Raw genomic sequence first — 20,182 nt, forward strand, 5'->3', positions numbered from 1 at the left:
CGGGTCGCCCCCGGCGATGGTGCACCCCCACAGGGGGCCGTCAGCCGGCGTCCCACCTGCACGGGTGGTGGGGGTGGGAGACACCCCGCGCCGGTGGGCGCGGGCGCGCCCCGTGGGGGCGTAGGAGAAGATCGGGTCATGGGTGACAGCGAAAGGCAGGCGCGGCGGGTCGCCGCGGTCAAGGCGTGCGGGCGGGTGCTCGCGAATCCGGTCCGGCCCTCCATCGCGGAGCGGCTCGCCCGGCTCGTCCGGGAGGGCTCGGAGGCGTACGACACCTCCGAGCCCGTCGACTTCTACGGGGACGAGAAGAGCGTCGTCGGCGAGCTGGAGCGCCGCACGGCGGAACTGCTCGGGACGGAGGCGGCCGCGTACTTCCCGACGGGCACGATGGCCCAGCAGGCCGCCCTGCGGGCGTGGGCGGGCCGTACCGGCAACCCCCTGGTGGCGCTGCATCCGCTGGCGCATCCGGAGATGTACGAGCGGGACGCCCTGAGCGTGCTGACGGGCCTGCGGACCGTCCACCCGACGCAGGACCCGCGGATGCCCTCCGCCGAGGAGGTCGCCGATCTCGACGAGCCGTTCGGCACGCTCATGCTGGAACTGCCGCTGCGGGTCGCAGGCTACGTGCTCCCGACGTGGGACGAGCTGACCGCGACGGTCAAGGCGGCCCGCGAGCGGGACGCCGTCGTGCACTTCGACGGCGCCCGCCTGTGGGAGTGCCCGCCGCACTTCGGGCACACGCTCCAGGAGATCGCCGGCCTCGCCGACAGCGTGTACGTCAGCTACTACAAGTCGCTCGACGGCATCTCGGGCGCCGCCCTGGCAGGGTCCGCGGACTTCGTGGCGGAGGTCAAGGCGTGGCGGCACCGCTACGGGGGCCAGGTCTTCATGCAGTTCCCGGCGGTCCTCTCCGCGCTCGCGGGCCTGCGGGGCGAGCTGCCGCGGCTGCCGTCGTACGTGGCGCACGCCCAGGTCGTGGCCCGGGCGCTGCGGGAGGGGCTGGCGGCGGGCGGGGCGACGTGGCCGCGGACGTACCCGGACGCGCCGCACACCCACCAGTTCCAGGTGTGGCTGCCCTATCCCGAGGACGTCCTCAACGACGCCGCGCTGGAGCAGGCCGAGGAGCGCCGCGAATCCCTCTTCGGCCGCCACCCGTTCTTCGAGCCCCGCATCCCGGGGCTGTCCATGGTGGAGATGACGGTCGGACGCGAGGCCCTGGCCTGGGCGGAGTCCGACGTCCACGCGGCGGCCGCCGACTTCGCCCGCCGCCTGCCCTGACGCGGGCCGGCGGGACGGATCCCGCCGGCGGCCCCGCTCAGGCGCGCAGCAGCAGCTTGCCGGTCGTCGCCCGGGACTCCACCAGGCGGTGCGCCTCGCCCGCGTCGGCGAGGTCCAGCTCCGCCGTCACCGGCAGCTCGACGCCCCCGTCGAGCACCGTGCGGAAGGCCGCGTCGGCCAGTTCCCGCAGCCGCGCCGGGTCCTGCGCGGCGAGCCCCATGAGGGAGAAGCCGGCGACGGACCGGGCGGCGGGGTAGACGTCGGCGGGGCCGATCTGCCAGGGCGCGGCATTGCCGGAGTTGCCGAAGGAGACGAGGCGGCCGAAGCGCGCGGTGACGGCGAGCGTACGGCGGAAGGTCTCGCCGCCGACCGCGTCGAGCGCGACGTCCACGCCCCGCCCGCCCGTCGCCGCGAGCACCTTCTCGTCGAAGTCCGTGTCCAGGAAGACCTGGTCGTAGCCCGACTTCAGGGCGTGCGGCGCCTTGTCCATGCTGGAGACGACGCCGTAGACCGCCGTCGCCCCGCCGAGCCGCGCCAGCTGCCCGGCGACCGTGCCGACACCGCCCGCGGCGCCCTGCACCAGGACGGTGTCGCCCTCGCGCAGCCGCGCCACGTCGTGCAGTACGCCGTACGCCGTCGGCATCACGGTCGGCAGCGTCGCCGCGGTCCGCAGGTCGAGCCCCGCGGGCACGGTGAAGGCGCTGGCGGCGGGCACGGCCGCGATCTCGGCATAGCCGCCGCCGCGGACGAACGCGGCGACCTCGTCACCGGGCGCGTGCCCCGTGACGCCCTCGCCCACCGCGAGCACCCGCCCGGCGACCTCCAGGCCCGGCCGGAAGGGCAGCGCGTCGACCTGGTAGCCCTTCGTACGGGCCATGATGTCGGCGAAGTTGACGCCCGCGAAGGCGACGGCGACGGTGATCTCGCCGGGTCCTGGTTCCGGATCGGGCAGATCCACGAGCCGCAGCACGTCCGGCCCGCCGAACTCCTCGATGACGATCGCGCGCATGGCGCCTCCCCGTAGTCCTGTCCGTCCACTGCGTCGCTTGCCTCGCAGCGGTGTCGATCAAACGCGCCGGGCCCGGCTTTTGATTCCACGGGAGTTGATCCCGTGTCAGTCCGGCGTCGGTCCGGCCCGTGCCCGGGGGGTGTTTCAGCACCCTCGGGCACGGGCGTACGTCACAGCCCGCCGCCGCCCGCCCGCACCAGGCCCGACTCGTACGCCAGCACGACCGCCTGGACCCGGTCGCGCAGGCCCAGCTTGGTGAGGATGCGCCCGACGTGGGTCTTGACGGTCGCCTCCGACAGCACGAGCTTCGCGGCGATCTCGCCGTTCGACAGGCCCTGCGCGACCAGCAGCAGCACCTCGCGCTCGCGGTCGGTGAGCTTCTCCAGCTCCTTGTGCCGCGGCTCGGAATCCGGGGCCGGCAGCATCGGCGTGAAGCGGTCCAGCAGCCGCCGGGTGGTGCTGGGCGCGACGACCGCGTCCCCGCTGTGCACCGCGCGGATCGCGGCCAGCAGCTCGTCCGGCGGCACGTCCTTGAGCATGAAGCCGGCCGCCCCCGCCTTGAGCGCGGCGAACGCGTACTCGTCCAGGTCGAAGGTGGTCAGGATGAGCACCCGCGGGCCGTCCTCGCGCTCCCGGTCGCCGCCGCAGATCCGCCGTGTGGCCTCCACCCCGTCCATCCGCGGCATCCGCACGTCCATCAGGACCACGTCCACCCGGGTGGCGCGCAGCACCTCCAGGGCCTCCGCGCCGTCGCTCGCCTCCGCGACGACCTCCATGTCCGGCTGCGCGGCCAGCACCATCCGGAAGCCGGTGCGCAGCAGCACCTGGTCGTCCACGAGCATGACCCGGATCCCCGTCACGTTCCCATCCATCGCTCTCCGATCCCGTTCAGCGACCGGTCCGCAGCGGCAGCACCGCGCTGATCCGGAAACCCCCGCCGGGCCGCGGCCCGGCCGTCAGCGTGCCGCCGACCATGCCGATCCGCTCCCGCATGCCGATGAGGCCCTGGCCGAGTCCGTCCCGGCCGCCCTCCTCGTACAGCGCGTCCGCGCCGCCCCGCCCGTCGTCCTCGATCAGCAGATCCAGCTCCTGGTCGCCGAAGCCCAGCACGACGCTCGCGCTCGCCCCGTCCCCACCGTGCTTGCGCACGTTCGTCAGCGCCTCCTGCACGATGCGGTACGCCGTCAGCTCCACGCCGCTGGACAGCGGCCGGGCCTGCCCCGCGACCTCGAACCGTACCGGCAGGCCCGCGCCGCGCACCTGGTCGATCAGGTCCGCGAGCTGGTCCACGCCCGGCTGCGGCACGTACTCGCCGCCCGCGTCGTCCCCCGCCCGCAGCAGGCCCAGCAGCCGGCGCATCTCCGCGAGCGCCTGCCGGCCGGTCGAGGAGATCGTGCTCAGCGCCTGCCGCGCCTGGTCCGGGGCGGCGTCCATGACGTACGCGGCGCCGTCCGCCTGCACGACCATCACCGACACGTTGTGCGCCACCACGTCGTGCAGCTCCCGCGCGATGCGCGCCCGCTCGGCGGCCACCGCCGCCTTCGACTGCGCCTCCCGCTCCCGGTGCATGCGTTCGGCGCGCTCCTCCAGCTGTGCGTAGTACGCCCGGCGGGTACGCAGCCGGTCGCCGATCACCCACGACAGGGCGAAGATCACCGTCAGGAAGAACGTCTGGAGCAGCGTCGTCCAGATCGTCGAGTACTCGCCCTCCGGCGGCCACCGCGCCATCGCGATCGGTGTCGCCAGCAGCCCCGCGGTCAGCGCGAGCCGCGAGGACCAGCGGGTGCCCGTGGCCGCGCAGGTGTAGATGATCGCGAGCATCGCGGCGTCGCCCGGGTTGGGCGCCTTCACGTTCAGCGCGAGCTGGGCCAGGCCCGTCGCGACGGCCAGCAGCAGCATGCGCTCGGGCGCGCGGCGGCGCATGGCGACGACCGTCGCCATCGCCACGGACACCGGCACGGCGGCGGCGCGCGCCGCGGGCGAGGGTGTCGCGTCCGCGGCGATCCACACGGCGCACACGACGAGGAGGACGACGGCCCAGAAGGTGTCGACTCCCGTCGGGTGGCGGCGGAAGAAGTCGTAGATGCGCTGCACATAACCCAGCGTAAGGAGCGGGGCGCTCCGCGGGGTCACCCCTCGGACCGATCCCACGTCCACCTTGGGGTGGACCCCGACCCCGACCCGGTACGCCCGGGGGTGCCCCTCCCCGCGACCCGCGCGCGCAGTTCTCCCCCAGGCTCCGCCCGGGAGGTGCCCCCACGTGCCCCTTCGCGGCGGCCCGGCGGGTGGGTCGGGTGCCACTCCGGGGGTACCTCCTCGGAATGCGCGTCTGACCTCTCCCCGTGTCCGGTGCCCGGCGGGGTGCGCATTCCTGCGGGGGCACCCCCGGATCGTCCCCCTCCTGTCGTACGGCGGGTTCGCCGCCGACGACGGTTGCGCCCCACGGGAAGACCGGCACTTTTCGCTCCTACCCGCACGGGTCTGGGGGCACCCCCGGACGGAGTCCGGGGGAGGGTGGGAATCACCCCGCGCCGTCAGGCGCGGGCACTCCCGCGGCGGGAAAGCCGCGGACCCCGCCGTACGGGGGAGTTGGGAGCGTCACACATGGGCGCCCCCCGCAGGGGGTTCGCGTAGGATTGACGAGAACCCGAGCGGGAGGCGCAATGGTGGAGGAACGGCCGGGACGGCTGACCGTGGGGGTCGTGGGTGCGGGCCGCGTCGGCCCCGCCCTCGCCGCCGCGCTCGCACTCGCGGGGCACCACCCCGTCGCCGCCTCAGGCGTGTCGGAGGCCTCACGGCGGCGCGCCGAGGCCCTGCTGCCCGGCGTGCCGATGCTGGAGCCCGGCCAGGTGCTGGCGCAGGCCGACCTCGTACTGCTCACCGTGCCGGACGACGCCCTGCCCGCCCTCGTCAACGGCCTCGCGGAGACCGGTGCCGTACGCCCGGGGCAGCTGATCGTGCACACCTCGGGCCGCTACGGCACGGCCGTGCTGGAGCCGGCCCTGCGCGCCGGGGCCCTTCCCCTCGCGCTGCACCCGGCGATGACCTTCACCGGCACCCCCGTGGACGTGCAGCGCCTGGCGGGCTGCACGTTCGGCGTGACGGCGCCCGGCGAGCTGCGGCTGGCCGCGGAGGCGCTGGTCATCGAGATGGGCGGGGAGCCGGAGTGGGTCGCCGAGGAGGCCCGCCCGCTCTACCACGCCGCGCTCGCGATCGGCTCGAACCACCTGGTCACCCTGGTCGCGCAGGCGAGGGACCTGCTGCGTACCGCCGGCGTCGAGGAGCCGGGCCGGATGCTGGGCCCGCTGCTGGGCGCGGCCCTGGACAACGCGCTGCGCTCCGGCGACGCGGCCCTGACCGGCCCGGTGGCCCGCGGCGACGCCGGCACCGTCGCCGCCCACCTGCGTGAGCTGCGCGCCCACGCGCCCGAGGACGTGCCGTCGTACGTCGCGATGGCCCGCGCCACCGCCGACCGCGCGCTGGCCAACGGCATGCTCAAGGCCGAGTCGGCGGAGGCGCTGCTCGGCGCCCTGTCGGACGACCCCACCCACCGAGACGAGGGCACCGTATGACCGAGCTGGTCCACCACGCCGGGGACCTCCCGCCCGCGGCGGCCGTGGTCATGACCATGGGCGCCCTGCACGAGGGCCACGCCTCCCTGATCCGTGCCGCCCGCGCCCGCGCCGGGGACGGCCCGGTCACGGTGACCGTCTTCGTCAACCCCCTGCAGTTCGGTCCGAACGAGGACCTGGACCGCTACCCGCGCACCCTGGCCGCCGACGTGGAGCTCGCCGCGCAGGCAGGCGCCGACCTCGTCTTCGCGCCGGGCGTGGAGGAGGTCTACCCCGGCGGGCAGCCGCAGGTGCGGATCAGCGCCGGGCCCATGGGCGAGCGCTTCGAGGGCGCCACCCGCCCCGGCCACTTCGACGGCATGCTCACGGTCGTCGCCAAGCTGCTGCACCTGACGCGCCCGGCGGCGGCCGTCTTCGGCCAGAAGGACGCCCAGCAGCTCGCCCTCATCCGCCGTATGGCCACCGACCTGAACTTCCCCGTGGACATCGTCGCGGCCCCGACCGTGCGGGACGCCGACGGCCTGGCCCTGTCCAGCCGCAACCGCTACCTGTCGCCCGCCGAGCGCACCTCGGCCCTCGCGCTGTCCCGCGCCCTGTCCGCGGGCCGGGACGCCGCGGAGAAGGGTCCCGCGGCCGTCGCGCACGCGGCCCGTACGGTGATGGACGCCGCGGCCGCCGCGGAGCCGCCCGTCGTCCTCGACTACTGCGCCCTCATCGACCCCGCAGACTTCACCGAGACCGCCCCCGGCCACACCGGCCCCGCCGTGCTGGCCGTCGCCGCCAAGGTCGGCAGCACCCGCCTCATCGACAACATCCCGCTGGAATTCGGAGCCGCGTCATGACCGCATCGGGAGCCGGCACCCCCGGCAGCAGCACCGGCATACGACTGAACGCCCCGGCCCCGGGCTGGGCCATCAGCGCCGACGTCGTGGTCGTCGGCTCCGGCGTGGCCGGGCTGACCGTGGCGCTGCGCTGCGCCGCGGCGGGCGCGAAGGTCACCGTCGTGACCAAGGCGCACCTGGACGACGGCTCGACCCGCTGGGCGCAGGGCGGCATCGCCGCGGCACTCGGCGAGGGCGACACCCCCGGCCAGCACCTCGACGACACCCTCGTCGCGGGCGTGGGCCTGTGCGACGAGAACGCGGTCCGCACCCTCGTGAGCGAGGGCCCCGGCGCGGTCCGCCGCCTCATCGCGACCGGCGCCCGCTTCGACAGCGACCCGGACACCGGCGAGGTCCTGCTCACCCGCGAGGGAGGCCACCACCGGGACCGGATCGCCCATGCGGGTGGTGACGCGACCGGCGCCGAGGTCTCCCGCGCGCTCATCGAGGCCGTCCGCGAGGCGCGCACCGCCCGGGACGGCGGCCCACAGCTGGAACTGATCGAGAACGCCCTCGTCCTGGACCTGCTGGAGGACGCGGAGGGCCGCACCGCGGGCGTCACGCTGCACGTCATGGGGGAGGGGCGGCGGGACGGCGTCGGGGCGGTCCACGCGCCCGCCGTGGTGCTGGCCACCGGCGGCATGGGCCAGGTCTTCTCGTCGACGACCAACCCGCCGGTCTCCACCGGCGACGGTGTCGCCCTCGCGCTGCGCGCCGGGGCGGAGGTCAGCGACATCGAGTTCGTGCAGTTCCACCCCACCGTGCTGTGGCTGGGCCCGGACGCCGAGGGGCAGCAGCCGCTGGTGTCGGAGGCGGTACGCGGCGAGGGCGCGCACCTCGTCGACGCCGACGGCGTCCGCTTCATGGTCGGGCAGCACGAGTTGGCCGAGCTGGCGCCGCGCGACATCGTCACCAAGGGCATCATGCGCCGCATGCAGGAGACGGGCGCCGCGCACATGTTCCTCGACGCCCGGCATTTCGGGGCGCGGATGTGGGAGCGGCGCTTCCCGACGATCCTCGCCGCGTGCCGCGCGCACGGCATCGACCCGGTCACCGGGCTGATCCCGGTCGCCCCCGCCGCCCACTACGCCTCCGGCGGCGTCCGCACCGACCTGCACGGCCGCACCACGGTGCCGGGCCTGTACGCGTGCGGCGAGGTCGCCTGCACGGGCGTGCACGGCGCGAACCGGCTCGCGTCCAACTCGCTGCTCGAAGGCCTGGTCTTCGCCGAGCGCATCGCCGACGACGTGATCGGCGCGCTCGCCGGACGCGGCGCGGGACCCGTGCACCCGGTCGTCCCGGAGCCCGGTGGCGCCCCGCTGCTGGCCTCGGAGGCGCGCTACGAGGTGCAGCGCATCATGTCCGCGGGCGCGGGCGTGCTGCGCAGCGCCGAGTCGCTGACGGCCGCCGCGGGCGCCCTGGAGCGCCTGCACACCGCGGCCGTGGAGGCCTACGACCGCGAGGGCAAGACCGCCGAGCCGTGCGTCGAGACGTGGGAGGCGACCAACCTGAGCCTGGTCGCCCGGGTCCTGGTGGCCGCCGCCCGGCGCCGCGAGGAGACCCGCGGCTGCCACTGGCGCGAGGACCGCCCCGAGCGCGACGACCGGCAGTGGCGCCGGCACCTCGTCGTCCGGCTGACCCCGCACCGTACGCTCGACGTCCGCAGCACCGGCGGGCAGGACTTCCCGCCGGTCCGCGGCGCGCGGGCGGACGGCTGAGTCGGGGATGATGGGGCCCGGGGGCGTCCGCCGCGCCCGGCCCCGTACCGCCCCGGCCCACCGGGACCGCCGCAGCCACGTCCGTACGTCCCCCCGCCGCCCGCCCGCGGCACCCGCACCGCCCCCCGAAGGAGCATCAGTGACCAGCCCCGACCGCCAGCCCGTCGCCCTCCCGCTGCCGACGATCGGCCCGCCGCAGGAAGCGGGCGGAGGCTGCGGGGACGGCTGCGGCTGCGGCTCCGCCGACTACGAGGACGGCTACGGGCTGGACCCGCTGGAGTGCGGCCTCGACCCGGATCTCGCCGAGCTGATCGCCAAGGCCGGGCTCGACCCGGTGCAGGTCGAGGACATCGCCCACATGGCGATCGAGGAGGACCTCGACCAGGGCGTGGACATCACCACGGTCGCGACCGTCCCCGAGGAGTCCGTCGCGGTCGGCGACTTCACCGCCCGCGAGGCGGGCGTCGTCGCGGGACTGCGGGTGGCCGAGGCGGTGCTGTCGGTGGTCTGCACCGACGAGTTCGAGGTCGAGCGGCACGTCGAGGACGGCGACCGGGTCGCGGCGGGCGAGAAGCTGCTGACCGTACGCACCCGCACCCGCGACCTGCTCACCGCCGAGCGCAGCGCCCTCAACCTGCTGTGCCGGCTGTCGGGCATCGCCACCGCCACCCGTGCCTGGGCCGACGTCCTGGAGGGCACGAGGGCGCAGGTGCGCGACACCCGCAAGACCACGCCGGGGCTGCGGGCCCTGGAGAAGTACGCGGTGCGCTGCGGCGGCGGCGCCAACCACCGCATGTCGCTGTCCGACGCGGCCCTGGTCAAGGACAACCACGTGGTCGCGGCGGGCGGCGTCGCGCAGGCCTTCCGGCTGGTCCGGGAGGAATTCCCCGACGTGCCGATCGAGGTCGAGGTCGACACCCTGCACCAGATGCGCGAGGTGCTCGACGCGGGCGCCGACCTCATCCTGCTGGACAACTTCACCCCGGCCGAGACCGCCGAGGCCGTCGCGGTCGTCGGCGGCCGCGCCTTCCTGGAGTCCTCGGGCCGGCTCACCCTGGAGACCGCCCGCGCCTACGCCGAGACGGGCGTGAACTTCCTGGCCGTGGGCGAGCTCACGCACTCCGCGAAGATCCTGGACATCGGCCTGGACCTGCGAGCGGAGAGCTGAGGGCGGATGCTGCTCACCATCGACGTCGGCAACACCCACACCGTCCTGGGTCTCTTCGACGGTGAGGAGATCGTCGAGCACTGGCGCATCTCCACCGACGCCCGCCGCACCGCCGACGAGCTGGCCGTGCTGCTCCAGGGCCTCATGGGCATGCACCCGCTGCTCGGCGACCTCGGCGACGGCATCGACGGCATCGCCATCTGCTCCACGGTGCCGTCGGTGCTGCACGAGCTGCGCGAGGTCACCCGCCGCTACTACGGCGACGTCCCCGCCGTCCTCGTCGAACCCGGCGTCAAGACGGGTGTGCCCATCCTCGTCGACCACCCCAAGGAGGTCGGCTCGGACCGCATCATCAACTCCCTCGCGGCCGTCCACCTCTACGGCGGCCCCTGCATCGTCGTCGACTTCGGCACCGCCACGACCTTCGACGCGGTGTCCTCGCGGGGCGAGTACCTGGGCGGCGCGATCGCCCCCGGTATCGAGATCTCCGTCGACGCCCTCGGTGTGCGCGGCGCCCAGCTCCGCAAGATCGAGCTGGCCCGGCCGCGCAGCGTCATCGGCAAGAACACGATCGAGGCGATGCAGTCCGGCATCCTCTACGGCTTCGCCGGCCAGGCGGACGGCATCGCCGAGCGCATGGCCCGCGAGCTCGCCGCCGACCCCGACGACGTCACGGTCATCGCCACGGGCGGGCTCGCGCCGCTGGTCCTGAACGAGGCGTCAATCATCGACACGCACGAGCCGTGGCTGACCCTGATCGGCCTGCGCCTGGTGTACGAGCGCAACGTCACCAGCACCTAGTGCTGTGACCGGGAGGGTCCATCGGCTTGCGACGCCCGGTACGGCACCTCGCTGCGTTGCCGCATCGACCGAGTAGGCCCACTACGAGGCCGGTCCGGCGCCTTGCGATGCACCGCACCGGACGCCGCAAGCTACCGGTGAACCCTCCCGGTCACAGCACTAGGCAGGCCCGGCGGGAGGTTCGGGCGACGCACCCGGCGGCGGAGGATGCGGGCAATTTGTCCGCTTAGCACTTAAAGTCCAGGCAAGCCCGCCGGGCTCGGAGCGCGAGTGGCGCACCGCACTGCCGCACCGCTGCGAGTACCCGGCAGTCAACGACGACGTACGACAGCGTCTGGAGGCCCATATGCCCGCGCCGCGCCGCTTGCTCACCCTCCCCGGTCCGTCCGCCGCCGACCAGCCGAAGCCCGCTCCGAAGCCGGGTCCCGGCGCGCCCCGGCCCACCGGCCCGCAGCAGCCCGCCCCCGAGCCGGGCCGCCGCACCCCCACGCCCGCCGAGATCTGGCCGCCGCGGCCCTCCCGCCCGGAGCCCCCGGCGAAGGACGCCGCCGCCCCGGCCGGCCCGTCCGGCGTGAGCTGACCCGCGCGCCGTGAGCCGGCCCGTCCGGCGTGAGCCGGTCCGCCCGGCGTGAGCCGGTCCGCCCGGCGTGAGCCGGTCCGCCCGGCGTGAGCCGGTCCGCCCGGCGTGAGCTGAATCGCACGCCGTGAGCCGGCCCGTCCGGCGTGAGCTGACCCGCGCGCCGTGAGCCGGTCCGTCCGCCCCGCACCCGCGGCTCTCTCCGGGTATTGGCCCCGCATTCACCGTGCGGGGTGCGGGGCGGCGGGCATTTCCGGACCCCTCCGGCGGGTTTTGCGCACCCGTATGCGGGGCGCGCGGGAGGCGTGGCTACCCTGGCGGTATGGACTACGTTTCCGCGATCGTGCCCCCGCTGGTGATGGCGATCCTCTTCACGTGCGTGATCGTCACGATCGTCAAGCACCAGGGCGGTGCCCAGGCCAGGGAGGACGCCGCGGTCGACGCCGCGTTCAGCAAGGCCGAGGCCGCGCGCCAGGCCGCCGGCGACGGGGACCGCTGACCCGCGCAATCCGCTACCCGGCCCCCGGTAGCTCCGCATTCCGGGCATTCGGCCATACCACCGCTTAGTATTCCGAGTGTGCCCCGGCCATTGGGAGACCTCGAAGACGCGGTCATGACCCGGGTGTGGGAGTGGAACCGTCCGGTCACTGTTCGTGAGGTTCTTGAGGACCTCGCGCGTGACCGCACGATCGCCTACACCACGGTGATGACCGTAATGGACAACCTGCGCCAGAAGGGCTGGCTGCGCAGGGAGGCCGATGGCCGCGCTTATCGCTATGAGGCGGTATCGACGCGAGCGGCATACTCGGCCGCACTGATGAACGAGGCATGGTCCGCGAGCGACAACCCGGCCGAGGCGCTGGTCCACTTCTTCGGCATGATGTCCCCGGAACAGCGCGAAGCGGTGCGGGACGCAATGCGCATCATCCAGTCCGTCGACCCCTCGGGTCCGCCCGATGCGGAAGGGCGATAGCGTCCGTCCATGCCCCTCGTGTCGAATGACGTGACCATCCGCCGTGCCCGCACCTCGGATGTCCCCGCCGTGCGGCGGTTGCTGGACGCGTATGTGCGCGACGGCATCCTGCTGGACAAGGCCACCGTGACTCTTTTCGAGGACATCCAGGAGTTCTGGGTGGCCGAACGCGACGAGGACGCCTCCGTCGTGGCGTGCGGCGCGCTGCACGTGATGTGGGAGGACCTGGCCGAGGTCAGGACGCTGGCCGTGGACCCGGCGCTGCGCGGCGCGGGAGTCGGCCACCAGTTGCTGGTGAAGTTGCTGCAGACCGCCCGCTGGCTGGGAGTCCGCCGCATTTTCTGCCTCACGTTCGAAGTGGACTTCTTCGCGAAGCACGGCTTCCGGGAGACCGGGGACACCCCGGTGGACGGCGATGTGTTCGGGGAGCTGCTCCGTTCCAATGACGAGGGCGTCGCCGAGTTCCTGGACCTGGAGCGAGTGAAACCGAACACCTTGGGCAACAGCCGCATGCTGCTGCAACTGTGACGTTCCGGTTTGTCCGGATCGCACTGTCTCGTGCGTCCGTCTTCGTGCAAGGGGTTTGTGTTTTCCCGGGAAAGGCGCTTTGCTTTTACCGTTAATCCGTTTTCGATGAAAGGGAAGCCGGTGGCACAGAAGGTTCAGGTCCTTCTCGTTGACGACCTCGACGGTGGTGAGGCGGACGAGACCGTGACGTTCGCACTCGACGGCGTGACGTACGAGATCGACCTCACCACGGCGAATGCCGACAAGCTGCGCGGGCTGCTCAACCCGTACACGGACAGTGGTCGCCGTACCGGTGGCCGTGCCGGGCGCGGGCGTACCAAGGCGGCGCGCGGGGCGGGCGCCTCGGGGCCCGACACCGCGAAGATCCGCGCGTGGGCGAAGGAGAAGGGCTACGAGGTCAACGACCGCGGCCGGGTGCCGGCCACGATCCGCGAGGCGTACGAGAAGGCCCACGGCTGATCCTGCGCACGTGCCCGCAGCGCGATCCGGTGGCAGGCCGTCGCCGCGGCAGCGACGAGGGCCGGAAGGCCGATGGGCACCCCCGATCCATCGGCCCCGCCGGCGCCCCCGGCGACGTGCAGCGCGGGCAGCGTGGCCTCGACGTCGACGCCCGGCCGGGGGGGCCGCAGCCACACCGGTGCCGACCGGTCGTATGCGGCCTCCCGGCGGCCCCACTCGGGGTGCGCCGGCGCCCGCATCAGCCGGCCCGAGCCGAGCGCGGACAGGTCCAGCGGGATACCGCCCCAGTCCAGCCATTCCAGCAGGCCCGCCAGCTCCTCCGCGGAGCCCGCCGCGACCAGCAGCCGCACCCGGCGCCCGTCGAGCGCCACGGGCCCCAGCGCGCCGGGCCGCGGGAAGCGGCCGAGCAGCGCGTACCCGGCCTCCGCGGGCACGTCCAGCACGTCGAAGCGCACGCCGGTGACCAGCCCCGGCACCCCGGCTGCCGGGCGCGTACCGGCCGCAGCCCCGGGGGTCCCGGACATCTCGGCCACCGGCCAGCCCAGCTCATCCTCGTACCAGCCCATGCCCGAGCAACTTCCCCGGTGGGCCGGGGTTACGCGGAGTGTGCGTACGAACACATGCCGTAGGCAAACGGTGGGCGGGACGGCGGCGCGAACTGTTCGCCCGGGCGCAAGACTGTTCGCCCTTAGCGCACACCTGACCGACATCCGGTGTGGACTGTCGGTCGCGCAGGGTAAGAAGTACCTAGTGGGAAGGGATGGTGCCGCGACAGGCGGGGCAGGCGTTCGCCACGGGCGTATTAGAGAAAGAGGTATTCGCCTGGCCTGCGGGAACATCGTCTCGCACCATCGAGGTTGTGGGAGTGACGTCAGCCGGTAGCGCAGCTTTCCCCGTCGCAGCGGGGGTCGATACGTGAGCGGCGCCGCTGTGCGGGACTAGCATGCGGAAGGACAGGGAGGGGACCGACCCCTCACTGCCCTACCGCTCTGAGGAGCGATTAACGATGTTCGAGAGGTTCACCGACCGCGCGCGGCGGGTTGTCGTCCTGGCTCAGGAAGAAGCCCGGATGCTCAACCACAACTACATCGGCACCGAGCACATCCTCCTGGGCCTGATCCACGAGGGTGAGGGTGTCGCCGCTAAGGCCCTGGAGAGCCTCGGGATTTCTCTTGAGGCGGTCCGCCAGCAGGTGGAGGAGATCATCGGACAGGGGCAGCAGGCCCCGTCCGGCCACATCCCCTTCACTCCCCGGGCCAAGAAGGTCCTGGAGCTGTCGCTCCGCGAGGCTCTTCAGCTGGGTCACAACTACATCGGCACCGAGCACATCCTGCTCGGCCTGATCCGCGAGGGCGAGGGCGTCGCCGCCCAGGTCCTGGTGAAGCTGGGCGCCGATCTGAATCGGGTGCGGCAGCAGGTCATCCAGCTGCTCTCCGGTTACTCCACGGGCAAGGAGTCGGCCACGGCCGGCGGGCCGGCCGAGGGGACCCCCTCGACCTCGCTCGTCCTGGACCAGTTCGGCCGCAACCTGACCCAGGCCGCAAGAGAGACAAAGCTCGACCCGGTCATCGGGCGCGAGAAGGAAATCGAGCGGGTCATGCAGGTGCTGTCCCGCCGTACCAAGAACAACCCGGTGCTCATCGGCGAGCCCGGTGTCGGCAAGACCGCGGTCGTCGAGGGCCTGGCCCAGGCGATCGTCAAGGGCGAGGTCCCGGAGACGCTGAAGGACAAGCAGCTCTACACGCTGGACCTGGGCGCCCTGGTCGCCGGCTCCCGTTACCGCGGTGACTTCGAGGAGCGCCTGAAGAAGGTGCTCAAGGAGATCCGCACCCGCGGCGACATCATCCTGTTCATCGACGAGCTGCACACCCTGGTCGGCGCCGGCGCGGCCGAGGGCGCGATCGACGCGGCCTCGATCCTCAAGCCGATGCTGGCCCGCGGCGAGCTGCAGACGATCGGCGCGACCACGCTGGACGAGTACCGCAAGTACCTGGAGAAGGACGCGGCCCTCGAGCGCCGCTTCCAGCCCATCCAGGTCGCGGAGCCGTCGCTGCCGCACACCATCGAGATCCTCAAGGGTCTGCGCGACCGGTACGAGGCGCACCACCGCGTGTCGATCACCGACGAGGCCCTGGTCGCCGCCGCGACCCTGGCCGACCGCTACATCTCGGACCGCTTCCTGCCGGACAAGGCGATCGACCTGATCGACGAGGCCGGCTCCCGGATGCGCATCCGCCGCATGACCGCGCCGCCGGACCTGCGCGAGTTCGACGAGAAGATCGCCGACGTGCGCCGGGAGAAGGAGTCCGCGATCGACTCGCAGGACTTCGAGAAGGCCGCGTCCCTGCGGGACAACGAGAAGCAGCTGCTCGCCGCGAAGGCCAAGCGGGAGAAGGAGTGGAAGGCCGGCGACATGGACGTCGTCGCCGAGGTCGACGGCGACCTGATCGCCGAGGTCCTCGCCACCGCCACCGGCATCCCGGTCTTCAAGCTGACCGAGGAGGAGTCCTCCCGGCTGCTGCACATGGAGGACGAGCTGCACAAGCGGATCATCGGCCAGAAGGACGCCGTCAAGGCGCTCTCGAAGGCGATCCGCCGCACCCGCGCCGGGCTCAAGGACCCCAAGCGCCCCGGTGGCTCGTTCATCTTCGCCGGCCCGTCCGGTGTCGGTAAGACCGAGCTGTCCAAGGCGCTCGCCGAGTTCCTGTTCGGCGACGAGGACGCGCTGATCTCCCTCGACATGTCGGAGTTCAGCGAGAAGCACACCGTCTCCCGGCTGTTCGGCTCCCCGCCCGGATACGTCGGCTACGAGGAGGGCGGCCAGCTCACCGAGAAGGTGCGCCGCAAGCCGTTCTCCGTGGTCCTCTTCGACGAGGTAGAGAAGGCGCACCCGGACATCTTCAACAGCCTGCTGCAGATCCTGGAGGACGGCCGCCTGACCGACTCCCAGGGCCGGGTCGTCGACTTCAAGAACACGGTGATCATCATGACCACCAACCTCGGCACCCGCGACATCTCCAAGGGCTTCAACCTGGGCTTCGCCGCCCAGGGCGACACGAAGACCGGCTACGAGCGGATGAAGAACAAGGTCAGCGACGAGCTCAAGCAGCACTTCCGCCCCGAGTTCCTCAACCGTGTGGACGACGTCATCGTCTTCCCGCAGCTCAGCCAGGACGACATCCTGCAGATCGTCGACCTGATGATCGGCGCGGTGGACGAGCGGCTGCGCGACCGCGACATGGGCATCGAGCTCAGCCTGGAGGCCAAGGAACTGCTCTCCAAGCACGGCTACGACCCGGTGATGGGCGCCCGGCCGCTGCGCCGGACGATCCAGCGGGAGATCGAGGACACGCTGTCGGAGAAGATCCTCTTCGGCGAGCTGCGCCCCGGCCACATCGTGGTCGTCGAGGTCGAGGGCGAGGGTGACGCCGCCAAGTTCACCTTCCGCGGCGAGGAGAAGGTGACGGTGGCCGACGCCCCGCCCGTCGAGACGCCGAACCTGTCCAAGGAGGGCTAGCCCTCCCGCCCCTCCGGGGGCCCGAAGCCCCGGTCCGGGACCTTTGCACAAGGTCCCGGACCGGGGCTTTCTCCGTGCCCGGGCCGCTCCTTTTCCGAGCCGGGCCCCTCCCTTTCCGTGCCGGGAAAGCGGGCCGTGCGGTGAGCTGACCCACGTGACCTGGATTACGTACGAAGGGGCTTAGTAGGTCTTGCCGCCAACCCTGGGGGGAAAGTGCGGCTATTTGTCCGTTTTACGACGCTCGGTAGGAGGTGGGGTGTTTGCCCCGCCGGTTCGGTGCGGGTTACCAAGGTGGAGCACGGGCTGACCCCGGCTCGTCGCAACCCCCACCCCGTGAGGATTTCCCTGCATGCGTAAGAACTCGACGATGAAGAACCGCGCTGCCACCGTGACCCGTGGCCGTGTGGCCGTGGTGACCGGCGGGCTGCTCGCGGCGCTCGCGCTGGGCTCGACCGCAGCGTTCGCCGCCGGCGGCGCGCACGAGGCGGCGCCGGCTCCGGCCGCCGCGAGTGCCACCTCCGCCGCGGACGTCCTGCAGAAGCAGGCGACGGCGCAGAAGGACGCCGCCGCCCAGGCGACGGCGAAGGCCAAGGCCGACGCCGCGGCCAAGAAGAGCGCGGCCGTGAAGGCCGCCGCCGACCGCGCGAAGCGGATCGCCGGCTGGATGACCCCGACCGAGAAGTTCACGATCGGCGCGGGCTTCGCCAAGGCCGGCCCGCACTGGGCGCACAAGCACTCCGGCCAGGACTTCGTCGTGCCGTCCGGTACCTCCGTCCGGGCCGCGCACACCGGCACCGTCGTGACGGCCGGCTGGGGCGGCGCCTACGGCAACAACATCGTGATCAAGCACGGCTCGCACCTGTACACCCAGTACGGCCACCTGTCGAAGATCGGCGTGCACGTGGGCGAGAAGGTCGTCACCGGCGAGGAGATCGGCAAGTCCGGCTCCACCGGCAACTCGACCGGCCCGCACCTGCACTTCGAGGTCCGTACGACCCCGATCTACGGCTCCGCCGTCGAGCCGCTGCACTTCCTGCGGACCCACGGCGTGAACGTCTGATCCGGGACGACACCTGCGGCGTGAAAGAACGCCGACACGCGTCAGCCGGGCGCGGGGCGGGTCAGCTCGTAAGAGTGCTGCCCGTCTCCGCCTGGGCGACGAGATCGAGGGCGACCTCGAGGATGGCCGCGCGCTTCTCCTCGGGGTCGCCCTCGACGTTCTGCATCACGAACATCCCCGCGTGCATCGAGAACAGCGCGGTGACGCTGCGCACCTGCGACGGCAGCGGCGCGCCCGGGTCCTTGAGCACGCCGCCGAGCGCGGACATGCTGGTCTTCATCCGCTCGCCGATGTTCAGGTCCCGGACGGTGGCCTGGTTCTCCTGGATGAAGCGGAAGAAGCTGAAGGACTTCCACAGGATGTCGCTGTAGCGGCGCAGCAGCTCCTGCTTGGTGGCCAGCGTGCGCGGCTGTCCCTCCGCCCAGGCCACGAGCTCCTCGACGGGCCGCGCCAGGTCCTCGGCGATGCTGGTGATGATGTCTTCTTTGGTCTTGAAGTGGTAGTAGAGCGCCGCCTTCGTGACGTCGAGGCGTTCGGCGATCTCCCGCAGCGAGGTCTTCTCGTAGCCCTGCTCGGCGAACAGTTCCAGCGCGATCTGCTGGATGCGCCCCCGGGTGTCGCCCCGGCGCTGGTGCGCATGGGCGTGCGTGGGCGCGTGGGCGTGCTGCTCCTGCTGCGGTGTGCCCATGGGGACCGTCGCTCTCCTGCTGTGTGACCCTCCGACGGGAGGGGGACGGGCTCGAAAGGCCCTCACGGTAGGGCCTGACTCCGAGGCTACGCACTTACTTGACGCCCGGCTAGTAAGACCGTACCGTGCTCATACGACAATGTGCTAGCCGGGCGGCAAGTAAGTACCGCTGAACCACCGCCCTCGTCATGGGGGAGAAACCACCGGTCATGTCCCAGACCGAATCCGCCACACCCTCCGCATCCGGGCCGCTGCCCGCAGGTGCCGGAGCGGACGGCAAGGAGAGCGGGCCCCGCCAGCGCAGTGTGCGCGTGGTGATGGGCGGCCTGCTGATCGCGATGCTGCTGGCGATGCTCGACAACATGATTGTCGGCACCGCGATGCCGACGATCGTCGGCGAGCTCGGCGGCCTCGACCATCTCGCGTGGGTCGTCACGGCCTACACCCTGGCCACGGCCGCCTCCACCCCCATCTGGGGCAAGCTCGGCGACATGTACGGCCGCAAGGGCATCTTCCTGACCTCGATCGTGCTGTTCCTGATCGGCTCGGCCGCCTCCGGCGCCGCCCAGTCGATGGACCAGCTGATCGCCTTCCGGGCTTTCCAGGGCCTGGGCGCGGGCGGTCTGATGGTCGGCGTCATGGCCATCATCGGCGAGCTGATACCGCCGCGGGAGCGCGGCAAGTACCAGGGCATGATCGCCGGCGTCATGGCCATCGCCATGATCGGCGGCCCGCTCGTCGGCGGCTCCATCACCGACAACTGGGGATGGCGCTGGAGCTTCTACATCAACCTGCCGATCGGCGCGGTCGCCCTCGCCGTCGTCACGACGGTGCTGCACCTGCCGAAGAAGCGCAGCCAGGGCCGGATCGACTACCTCGGCGGCGCGCTGCTGACGGTCTCCATCACCTCGCTGGTGCTGCTGACCACCTGGGGCGGTACCGAGTACGCCTGGGGCTCCGTCCAGATCATCGGCCTGCTGGTGATCGGCCTGGCCACGCTCGCGGCCTTCGTCTGGTCCCAGACCCGCGCCCCCGAGCCGATCATGCCGTTGCGGATCTTCCGCAACGCGAACTTCTCGCTCATCTCCGTGGTCGGCTTCCTCGTCGGCTTCACGATGTTCGGCGCGATGACCTTCCTGCCGCTGTACCAGCAGACCGTGCAGGGCGCGTCCGCGACCAACTCCGGCCTGCTGCTGCTCCCGATGCTGCTCGCGATGATGGCCGTCTCGATGGTCGCCGGCCGCGTCACGACGTCGACCGGCCGCTACAAGATCTTCCCGATCGTCGGCGGCGGGCTCATCACCGTCGGCCTGGTGCTGCTGTCCACGATGGGCGTCCACACCACGCGCTTCACGTCCGGCCTGTACATGGCGGTGCTCGGCGCGGGCATGGGCTTCATCATGCAGATCACCATGCTGATCGCGCAGAACAGCGTGGAGATGCGGGACATCGGCGTCGGCTCGTCGTCGGCGACCCTCTTCCGCACGATCGGCGGCTCCTTCGGCGTCTCCCTCTTCGGCGCGCTCTTCTCGCACAAGGTGCAGCACTCCATGGAGTCCGCGCCGGGCGGTGCGGCGGCGATGAAGGGCGGGGCCCAGCTGGACCCGGCGACGATCGCGAAGTTCCCGGCGGACCTGAAGGACGCGTACTTCCACGCGGTGTCGTCCGGTACGCACACGGTCTTCCTGTGGGGCGCGATCGTGAGCGTCCTCGGCTTCGTGGCCGCCTGGTTCCTGGTCGAGACCCCGCTGCGCGGCGGGCCGGGCGCCAAGCCGGCGGCCGCCTCCGAGCCGGAGGACGAGCCGCTGCTGGCCGACGCGCTCTGAGTTCTCTTACGGGCATGAGCCCCCGTCAACGGGTACGAGCCCCCGTCCGCCTTCCCGGCGGGCGGGGGCTCTTCCCTGTCCGGGGGCCTACCGGGCGGTGAAGGCGGCGCCGCCCGGCGGCGTACGG

General features: G+C 72.4%; 19 protein-coding genes. 14 read left to right on the plus strand and 5 right to left on the minus strand.

Features of this window, described 5'->3' with window-relative positions; genetic code table 11:
- The first annotated feature begins 138 nt into the window (after nt 1-138).
- Complete coding sequence (locus tag IH54_RS0133385) at nt 139-1,278, plus strand: threonine aldolase family protein (RefSeq protein WP_043183032.1); 1,140 nt, start codon at nt 139-141, stop codon at nt 1,276-1,278.
- A gap of 37 nt (nt 1,279-1,315) precedes the next feature.
- Here the strand turns inward: IH54_RS0133385 and IH54_RS0133390 are convergent, their stop codons facing one another.
- The 3 genes from IH54_RS0133390 to IH54_RS0133400 all read right to left on the minus strand — a co-directional run bounded on the left by IH54_RS0133390 (nt 1,316) and on the right by IH54_RS0133400 (nt 4,381).
- Nucleotides 1,316-2,287, minus strand: coding sequence for a quinone oxidoreductase family protein (locus IH54_RS0133390; protein WP_031524226.1), 972 nt, complete (start codon nt 2,285-2,287; stop codon nt 1,316-1,318).
- 170 nt (nt 2,288-2,457) lie between these two features.
- Entirely contained in the window at nt 2,458-3,129 is a 672-nt protein-coding gene (locus IH54_RS0133395) for a response regulator (RefSeq protein ID WP_234344150.1), read from the minus strand.
- A 46-nt stretch (nt 3,130-3,175) separates the two neighbouring features.
- Nucleotides 3,176-4,381, minus strand: a complete 1,206-nt coding sequence (locus IH54_RS0133400) for a sensor histidine kinase (RefSeq protein WP_031524230.1) — start codon at nt 4,379-4,381, stop codon at nt 3,176-3,178.
- Nucleotides 4,382-4,950: 569 nt separating this feature from the next.
- On the opposite strand from IH54_RS0133400, the gene IH54_RS0133405 reads away from it, so the two are divergent.
- The 10 genes from IH54_RS0133405 to IH54_RS0133450 all read left to right on the plus strand — a co-directional run bounded on the left by IH54_RS0133405 (nt 4,951) and on the right by IH54_RS0133450 (nt 12,964).
- Nucleotides 4,951-5,859 (plus strand): Rossmann-like and DUF2520 domain-containing protein, encoded by a 909-nt coding sequence (locus IH54_RS0133405; RefSeq protein ID WP_031524232.1) that lies wholly within the window; start codon nt 4,951-4,953, stop codon nt 5,857-5,859.
- Nucleotides 5,856-6,701 (plus strand): pantoate--beta-alanine ligase, encoded by an 846-nt coding sequence (gene panC, locus IH54_RS0133410; protein WP_031524234.1) that lies wholly within the window; start codon nt 5,856-5,858, stop codon nt 6,699-6,701. Before IH54_RS0133405 ends, panC begins: the two co-directional genes overlap by 4 nt.
- Entirely contained in the window at nt 6,698-8,458 is a 1,761-nt protein-coding gene (locus IH54_RS0133415) for an L-aspartate oxidase (RefSeq protein WP_031524236.1), read from the plus strand. Before panC ends, IH54_RS0133415 begins: the two co-directional genes overlap by 4 nt.
- 175 nt (nt 8,459-8,633) lie before the next feature.
- A complete protein-coding gene (nadC, locus tag IH54_RS0133420) occupies nt 8,634-9,626 on the plus strand; it encodes a carboxylating nicotinate-nucleotide diphosphorylase (protein WP_234344152.1) in 993 nt (330 codons plus the stop codon).
- Between the two features lie 6 nt (nt 9,627-9,632).
- Nucleotides 9,633-10,427 (plus strand): type III pantothenate kinase, encoded by a 795-nt coding sequence (locus IH54_RS0133425; RefSeq protein WP_031524240.1) that lies wholly within the window; start codon nt 9,633-9,635, stop codon nt 10,425-10,427.
- A 346-nt stretch (nt 10,428-10,773) separates the two neighbouring features.
- Nucleotides 10,774-11,007, plus strand: a complete 234-nt coding sequence (locus tag IH54_RS40565) for a hypothetical protein (RefSeq protein WP_031524242.1) — start codon at nt 10,774-10,776, stop codon at nt 11,005-11,007.
- 319 nt (nt 11,008-11,326) lie between these two features.
- Nucleotides 11,327-11,503, plus strand: a complete 177-nt coding sequence (locus IH54_RS46345; RefSeq protein WP_031524244.1) for a hypothetical protein — start codon at nt 11,327-11,329, stop codon at nt 11,501-11,503.
- Nucleotides 11,504-11,581: 78 nt separating this feature from the next.
- Nucleotides 11,582-11,977 (plus strand): BlaI/MecI/CopY family transcriptional regulator, encoded by a 396-nt coding sequence (locus tag IH54_RS0133440; protein WP_078862728.1) that lies wholly within the window; start codon nt 11,582-11,584, stop codon nt 11,975-11,977.
- 9 nt (nt 11,978-11,986) lie between these two features.
- Nucleotides 11,987-12,505 (plus strand): amino-acid N-acetyltransferase, encoded by a 519-nt coding sequence (locus tag IH54_RS0133445; RefSeq protein ID WP_031524248.1) that lies wholly within the window; start codon nt 11,987-11,989, stop codon nt 12,503-12,505.
- Between the two features lie 120 nt (nt 12,506-12,625).
- Nucleotides 12,626-12,964 carry a histone-like nucleoid-structuring protein Lsr2 gene (locus IH54_RS0133450; RefSeq protein ID WP_031524250.1) on the plus strand — a complete coding sequence of 113 codons (339 nt, stop codon included), beginning with the start codon at nt 12,626-12,628 and terminating at the stop codon, nt 12,962-12,964.
- Here IH54_RS0133450 and IH54_RS40570 read toward each other — a convergent pair.
- Nucleotides 12,895-13,530, minus strand: coding sequence for an SCO3374 family protein (locus IH54_RS40570; protein ID WP_063762424.1), 636 nt, complete (start codon nt 13,528-13,530; stop codon nt 12,895-12,897). The two genes, IH54_RS0133450 and IH54_RS40570, sit on opposite strands and share 70 nt — an antisense overlap.
- Nucleotides 13,531-13,970: 440 nt before the next feature.
- Between IH54_RS40570 and IH54_RS0133460 the strand changes: the two genes are divergently transcribed.
- Nucleotides 13,971-16,481, plus strand: coding sequence for an ATP-dependent Clp protease ATP-binding subunit (locus IH54_RS0133460; protein ID WP_031524254.1), 2,511 nt, complete (start codon nt 13,971-13,973; stop codon nt 16,479-16,481).
- A 349-nt stretch (nt 16,482-16,830) separates the two neighbouring features.
- Complete coding sequence (locus IH54_RS0133465; RefSeq protein WP_031524256.1) at nt 16,831-17,541, plus strand: M23 family metallopeptidase; 711 nt, start codon at nt 16,831-16,833, stop codon at nt 17,539-17,541.
- Nucleotides 17,542-17,602: 61 nt separating this feature from the next.
- Here the strand turns inward: IH54_RS0133465 and IH54_RS0133470 are convergent, their stop codons facing one another.
- Nucleotides 17,603-18,229 (minus strand): TetR/AcrR family transcriptional regulator, encoded by a 627-nt coding sequence (locus IH54_RS0133470; RefSeq protein ID WP_052398148.1) that lies wholly within the window; start codon nt 18,227-18,229, stop codon nt 17,603-17,605.
- A gap of 209 nt (nt 18,230-18,438) precedes the next feature.
- Between IH54_RS0133470 and IH54_RS0133475 the strand changes: the two genes are divergently transcribed.
- Nucleotides 18,439-20,055 (plus strand): MDR family MFS transporter, encoded by a 1,617-nt coding sequence (locus tag IH54_RS0133475; RefSeq protein ID WP_420711816.1) that lies wholly within the window; start codon nt 18,439-18,441, stop codon nt 20,053-20,055.
- Nucleotides 20,056-20,182: the final 127 nt, after the last annotated feature.

Source organism: Streptomyces sp. NRRL F-5123, from assembly GCF_000721495.1.
Taxonomy (GTDB): domain Bacteria; phylum Actinomycetota; class Actinomycetes; order Streptomycetales; family Streptomycetaceae; genus Actinacidiphila.

What these genes read in the sequence shown, in the direction of transcription:
- IH54_RS0133425 (WP_031524240.1), top strand. Translation starts at nt 9,633, where the DNA reads ATGCTGCTCACCATCGACGTCGGCAACACCCACACCGTCCTGGGTCTC.
- IH54_RS0133445 (WP_031524248.1), top strand. Translation starts at nt 11,987, where the DNA reads ATGCCCCTCGTGTCGAATGACGTGACCATCCGCCGTGCCCGCACCTCG.
- IH54_RS0133390 (WP_031524226.1), bottom strand. Translation starts at nt 2,287, where the DNA reads ATGCGCGCGATCGTCATCGAGGAGTTCGGCGGGCCGGACGTGCTGCGG.
- IH54_RS0133475 (WP_420711816.1), top strand. Translation starts at nt 18,439, where the DNA reads ATGTCCCAGACCGAATCCGCCACACCCTCCGCATCCGGGCCGCTGCCC.
- IH54_RS0133395 (WP_234344150.1), bottom strand. Translation starts at nt 3,129, where the DNA reads ATGCTCGTGGACGACCAGGTGCTGCTGCGCACCGGCTTCCGGATGGTG.
- IH54_RS0133385 (WP_043183032.1), top strand. Translation starts at nt 139, where the DNA reads ATGGGTGACAGCGAAAGGCAGGCGCGGCGGGTCGCCGCGGTCAAGGCG.
- IH54_RS40570 (WP_063762424.1), bottom strand. Translation starts at nt 13,530, where the DNA reads ATGGGCTGGTACGAGGATGAGCTGGGCTGGCCGGTGGCCGAGATGTCC.
- IH54_RS0133415 (WP_031524236.1), top strand. Translation starts at nt 6,698, where the DNA reads ATGACCGCATCGGGAGCCGGCACCCCCGGCAGCAGCACCGGCATACGA.
- panC (WP_031524234.1), top strand. Translation starts at nt 5,856, where the DNA reads ATGACCGAGCTGGTCCACCACGCCGGGGACCTCCCGCCCGCGGCGGCC.
- IH54_RS0133460 (WP_031524254.1), top strand. Translation starts at nt 13,971, where the DNA reads ATGTTCGAGAGGTTCACCGACCGCGCGCGGCGGGTTGTCGTCCTGGCT.
- IH54_RS0133405 (WP_031524232.1), top strand. Translation starts at nt 4,951, where the DNA reads ATGGTGGAGGAACGGCCGGGACGGCTGACCGTGGGGGTCGTGGGTGCG.
- IH54_RS40565 (WP_031524242.1), top strand. Translation starts at nt 10,774, where the DNA reads ATGCCCGCGCCGCGCCGCTTGCTCACCCTCCCCGGTCCGTCCGCCGCC.
- IH54_RS0133470 (WP_052398148.1), bottom strand. Translation starts at nt 18,229, where the DNA reads ATGGGCACACCGCAGCAGGAGCAGCACGCCCACGCGCCCACGCACGCC.
- IH54_RS46345 (WP_031524244.1), top strand. Translation starts at nt 11,327, where the DNA reads ATGGACTACGTTTCCGCGATCGTGCCCCCGCTGGTGATGGCGATCCTC.
- IH54_RS0133465 (WP_031524256.1), top strand. Translation starts at nt 16,831, where the DNA reads ATGCGTAAGAACTCGACGATGAAGAACCGCGCTGCCACCGTGACCCGT.